Annotated in this window: 2 protein-coding genes; one reads left to right on the forward strand and one right to left on the reverse strand. The window is 38.7% G+C overall.

Features of this window, described 5'->3' with window-relative positions:
* Positions 1-98 precede the first annotated feature (98 nt).
* Positions 99-353 (forward strand): DUF3098 domain-containing protein, encoded by a 255-nt coding sequence (locus ACQR30_RS06975; RefSeq protein WP_429733223.1) that lies wholly within the window; start codon positions 99-101, stop codon positions 351-353.
* Between the two features lie 95 nt (positions 354-448).
* Here ACQR30_RS06975 and ACQR30_RS06980 read toward each other — a convergent pair.
* Positions 449-2,359: glycoside hydrolase family 3 C-terminal domain-containing protein (locus tag ACQR30_RS06980; protein WP_429733225.1), on the reverse strand; the 1,911-nt coding region annotated here is incomplete at its 5' end.

Raw genomic sequence — 2,359 nt, forward strand, 5'->3', positions numbered from 1 at the left:
ATCGAAGTGTAAATAAGTACTTAAAGTCGCGATTGGATGATTTGTATTAATGGTGGATTCGAAATAATATTGCATATTTGTTCTTTAAAATAAAATAGATGGAAAATAACACTCAACAAAAAGGTGGATTAAATTTTACTAAACAGAATATTCGTTGGATGATTATTGGGGTAATCGTTATTGCCTTAGGTATGTTTTTATTGTCTGGAGGCGAGAATACGAATCCGAATGTTTTTGATACGAACCTCGTATATAGCACACGCCGAATTACAATTGCGCCTATCGTAATTTTGTTAGGTTTTGGTATTGAAGTATTTGCTATTTTGAAGAGATCTAAAAACGCGTCAGAGTAAGAATATTTTTTATATAATAATAAGTGCCGCATAAAGAAATGAATTGCGGCACTTATTATTTGTATAGGTTCTTACATTTTTTTGAAACTAATAATCTACTTCGTCATTGTGAAAATACCCTCTGCTTCTATATCTTTTGACGAATGGCCAATCATTATTTTAAAGTCTCCGGGCTCAACGACTTGTTCCATTTTTCTATTCCAAAGCATTAGATCATCTGGGACTATTGTAAAATGTACGGTTTTAGTTTCGTTAGGCATTAAATGAATTCTTTCAAACCCTCTTAAATTTTTTTCGAAGGTGGTAACCGAACTTACTAAATCTCTCGTATAAAGTTCTACGATGTCGTCTCCCGCTAATTTCCCGATGTTGGTGACATCTACTGTCACAGAGATATTGCCTTTGATGTTTTGCTTTTTAGGAGATATAATTAAATTGGAGTATTTAAACTTGGTATAACTCAAGCCGAAACCAAAAGGATATAGTAAACCTTTTATACTGGCACCTGCGCCTTTGTCTGTTTGAGCATCTGGCTTAGAGGGAAAAGTAAGTGGCAATTGCCCGACTGATTTAGGAAAGGTAAGTGTTAGTTTGCCGCCTGGGTTATAATCGCCAAATAATACATCCGCAATCGCCGTTCCACCTTTTGCTCCTGGATATCCTGCATAAATAATTCCCTTAATGTATCTATCAATCCAGTTAATACTCATTGGTTGACTGCCAATCAATACAACAACGATGGGTTTGCCAGTTGCATAAATTGCTTTGATTAAGTCGAGCTGGTGACCGGGCAGAGCAAGGCTTGTGCGGCTTTTATTTTCTCCCGCGGTTTGTGTATTTCCTCCTAACGCAACAATGGCGATATCTGCTTGTTTAGCAATTGCGACAGCCGAGTCAATTTTAGCTTGTTCATTTGCAGTTAAAGGTTGCGGTAATATTTCACTTTCTGGCCAGCTTTTGTCTACAAGACTACAGCCTTGTGCATACAATACTTTATCTTTTCCCAATTTGTTTTCAATGCCTTGTAGGATATTTATACTTGGCGTGAGAGACGGACCGTAATGTGTGTGTGCATAGTCGTCGTCAGTAGCATTGGGTCCAATGACCGCCACTTTATTGATTGTTTTTGCAAAAGGCAAAATGTTATCATTGTTTTTTAATAAGACTAAACTTTCTCTAGAAGCACGTAATGAGACTGCTTGGTGCGCATCGCTATGCACAATCGCTTCACTATGTTTTACATCCGTTACATATGGATGGTCGAACATCCCCAGTTCAAATTTCACACGTAAAACATCCGACACGCGACTATCCAATATACTTATTGGTAATTTATTTTCTTTCACTAATTCTCTTGCAGCTAATATCATATTGTTGGGTGGCACAAAAGTGGTGCGCACATTCATACCTGCCATTAATGCTTGGTATACAGCATCTTTAAAAGAACCGGCTACGTGATGTTTTGTGAATAGATATTCCAATGCGTCACTATCGCTGACCACATAACCTTTGAAGCCAAATTTATTACGTAATATGTCTGTTAACCAATAATGACTTCCACTGATAGGTATGCCATCGTAATCGTTGTAAGAACTCATTACACCTTTTAGTGGAACTTTTGCCAAAACGTGTTCCCACGGATATAGTAATAAATCGCGCATTTCTCTTTCAGGAATCTGAGGATCGGTACGAGCTAATCCCTCGCGTGCGCCGTTGTTATCACTATAAACAGCGAAGTGTTTAGCAGTGGATGCGATGCCTTCTTCTTGCATACCACCGGCCATTTGAATACCCATTTGAGCCACCAGATACGGTGATTCTCCATACACTTCCTCTATTCGTCCCCAACGTTGGTCACGCACAACGCCTAATACAGGCGCATATACATTCGTATATCCCAATGCCTTAGCCTCCATGCCTTCTATTTGTCCCTCCTGATGTACCAAATCCTTATCCCAAGTCATTCCCATATTAATAGCTGTGGGGAATGAGGTAGACATGCTGGC

Source organism: Arachidicoccus sp. (assembly GCF_050436765.1).
Lineage (GTDB): Bacteria > Bacteroidota > Bacteroidia > Chitinophagales > Chitinophagaceae > Arachidicoccus.

Excerpts from the sequence above, each read along its gene's own strand:
- ACQR30_RS06975 (WP_429733223.1), top strand. The coding sequence starts at position 99 with ATGGAAAATAACACTCAACAAAAAGGTGGATTAAATTTTACTAAACAG.